Raw genomic sequence first — 2339 nt, forward strand, 5'->3', positions numbered from 1 at the left:
GCTCGAGCCATTTTTCGGCGTTCATCAATCGGGATGCGATCAGAAAGGCGCTGAGCGTGGCGGTCCAGTTGTTTTAATTCGATTTGATACCACTCATCGAGTTGTTGCTCAATGTGCTCTGTCGGCAACTGCTGTGTGATTAACTGGGTGGATAGTGTTTCTACAACAGGGTGAGCCAAAGAGGATGCACTCACGGTGGTGGCGAGGATCAATAAGGTACGGTGAAGGTTCATGATTATCTCCTAAATAATGATGGTCGTAAAACCAAAACAGGGAGAGAGCTGAGCTCTCCCCCTGACACTGATAACGCTGGATCAGCGGCTTGTGCATTCCGAATAACGAGCATGAGTCTGCCTACTCCGCCATGGGTTGGAGTTAACAAGTGGACCCATGACGTGACTCGTGATTGGTATGCCAAAGCTCTGGCCTGACTTGGGGCACTTATCACCCAAAGTAAGGAGTGGAAACAGCGCTATGGTATTCAAGGTTGCGACATCAGATGCCGGATGAATACGATAGGGCGGGTAAAGAGGGAAAAGGAGCCAAGCTGTCGAGGTGAATATCGCTCATTGCGTGGCTTGGGTAAGTAAATTCAAAGGTACTGACAGAGACCTCCTCAATATCGTTTAGGGGGATGGCATAGCGGGTGTGCTGGTACTCATAAATCAAATAAAACTGCTCCTGTTCACACCTCAATCCGAGAGGCCAACAATACGGCAAAGTGTGCGGTGAGAGCTGCAATTTGATTTCTCGCTGATAATGCAGAGCAAAGCAGAGTCGCTCAAACAGAGCCATTTTGCTTTCCTCAATCAACGGACGACAGGGACGAATGTCCACTTTAGCGGTTGGAGAATTGCGACGAGAGAAAGGAGCAAACGCACCTTCAATCACCGGATGATAAGCCGTAGGAAATGCAGCTTTTAACCCCGATAGTGCCGTTTCCAGTAAGATGGCTTCTCGTGGTCCTAAGGTAAGGCGAGTGCCTAATCGCTTGCTATAACCATACGGTTTATCTCGTGTGTCTTTCTCGACATCAAGAAATTTCACTACCAATTCTAAGTTACGTTGAACGGTGCGAATGTCTCGATGGATCCCCACTTCCGCTAACTGTTGATGGAGCTGGCCAGCGGTGACTTTACGACCAAACGGAATGCGATGGTATAACTCAAGGACAATCAGCAGTTGGTCGATGCTGGTGGTCTTATTCGGGGCCATTGCCTCACTCCATGGCAGAAAACAGACACAATCAATGACGGCCATCTTAGTCAGAGGTGCGACGTCAGATGCCCGTTCATTGGCGTGGATGAATGTCTCGCCATCGATGGCCTCGTTTAATCAGCTCCGCCACCGTGAGCCAACGGCGTAGGCTCCATGTAGGGGAGCGTTGAACCCAAGCGAGTAGGGCTTCATCACTCAATGCGTCAATATCACGCTGGATGCGTTGGCATTGACGTTGCAGTTGCCGACTGCCAATCAAGGCCACCGTCAGCAAAAATCGCGCTAATGCGCTGTGCGATGTGGGGGGCGGTGACGACATAGGGCCTCCTTAAAATACAATGATGACAATATTTTTTTACGTCTTTGCCTTATCTAATGAACCCAGCAGATTGGCTGATATTTTGATAAGGAAAAAACAGATGAGCACACAACAAACCCACACCATTTACATCGGCATATCGAGTACACAAGAGCAGAGCGCATTGGCATTGGTTATCTATGATGAGGACGGTCTAAAAGTTCGAGATTACGTTATTGACCTCGATAAACCGGTCAACAATACCGAGCTGGAAATGATCGCACTGATAGAGGGGTTAGAGTACGCCTTGGATGATGATGAGATAGTCATGCGCAGTGATTTTTGTGTGCGTGGTTTTAATGAGTGGTTGGACAATTGGAAGCGCAAAGGTTGGCGTAAAGCCGACAATAAGCCCGTCGCCTATCGTGACTATTGGCAGATGGTCGATAAACTGCGCTCAGCCAAATACATCAAGGTACGTCGAGCAGAGCGATGCTGCCCGCAAATCGATGAAGCTTATGCGTTAGCCAAGCCAATACATCACTAACGTTAAGATGAAAGCATGATAAGTCCTTTATTTATAAGGGTTTATCGCTCTGCGGCTGTCGAGCTCTCAACGTAAAGTGATATCATCAAATACCCCCATCTCTACGTAAGCGAGAAAGTTATGTTCCTCCCACAGTTGATAGAATGATTGTGCTTCATGACTGCCCTTGATGGGGTGCCATCCTTGATAAGCCGCGAAGAACTCTCCACGTTGAAAGTCAAAATCTAAGCAACGTTCAAGCTCAGGGTAGGGATGACCAAAGTAAGCAAACTCGGT

Annotated in this window: 5 protein-coding genes; 1 reads left to right on the forward strand and 4 read right to left on the reverse strand. The window is 48.2% G+C overall.

What is annotated here, in order from left to right; translation table 11 throughout:
- From AACS00_RS05840 to AACS00_RS05850, 3 genes are all read right to left on the reverse strand, one after another.
- A partial coding sequence (locus AACS00_RS05840; RefSeq protein WP_110168448.1) for a hypothetical protein occupies positions 1-233 on the reverse strand: 233 nt, incomplete at its 3' end.
- Between the two features lie 262 nt (positions 234-495).
- Positions 496-1215: a hypothetical protein gene (locus tag AACS00_RS05845; RefSeq protein ID WP_110168449.1), complete on the reverse strand. Its 720-nt coding sequence runs from the start codon at positions 1213-1215 to the stop codon at positions 496-498.
- Between the two features lie 76 nt (positions 1216-1291).
- Positions 1292-1537 (reverse strand): hypothetical protein, encoded by a 246-nt coding sequence (locus AACS00_RS05850; RefSeq protein ID WP_110168450.1) that lies wholly within the window; start codon positions 1535-1537, stop codon positions 1292-1294.
- A 100-nt stretch (positions 1538-1637) separates the two neighbouring features.
- On the opposite strand from AACS00_RS05850, the gene AACS00_RS05855 reads away from it, so the two are divergent.
- Complete coding sequence (locus tag AACS00_RS05855) at positions 1638-2063, forward strand: RNase H family protein (protein WP_110168451.1); 426 nt, start codon at positions 1638-1640, stop codon at positions 2061-2063.
- Positions 2064-2129: 66 nt separating this feature from the next.
- Here the strand turns inward: AACS00_RS05855 and AACS00_RS05860 are convergent.
- Positions 2130-2339, reverse strand: a 210-nt coding sequence (locus AACS00_RS05860) for a DUF2787 family protein (protein WP_146205787.1), incomplete at its 5' end; no start/stop codon positions are given.

Source organism: Vibrio sp. 11986-1-5 (assembly GCF_963878025.1).
Lineage (GTDB): Bacteria > Pseudomonadota > Gammaproteobacteria > Enterobacterales > Vibrionaceae > Vibrio > Vibrio injensis.

Coding starts and splice junctions, on each gene's coding strand:
- AACS00_RS05855 (WP_110168451.1), top strand. CDS start 1,638: ATGAGCACACAACAAACCCACACCATTTACATCGGCATATCGAGTACA.
- AACS00_RS05845 (WP_110168449.1), bottom strand. CDS start 1,215: ATGGCCCCGAATAAGACCACCAGCATCGACCAACTGCTGATTGTCCTT.
- AACS00_RS05850 (WP_110168450.1), bottom strand. CDS start 1,537: ATGTCGTCACCGCCCCCCACATCGCACAGCGCATTAGCGCGATTTTTG.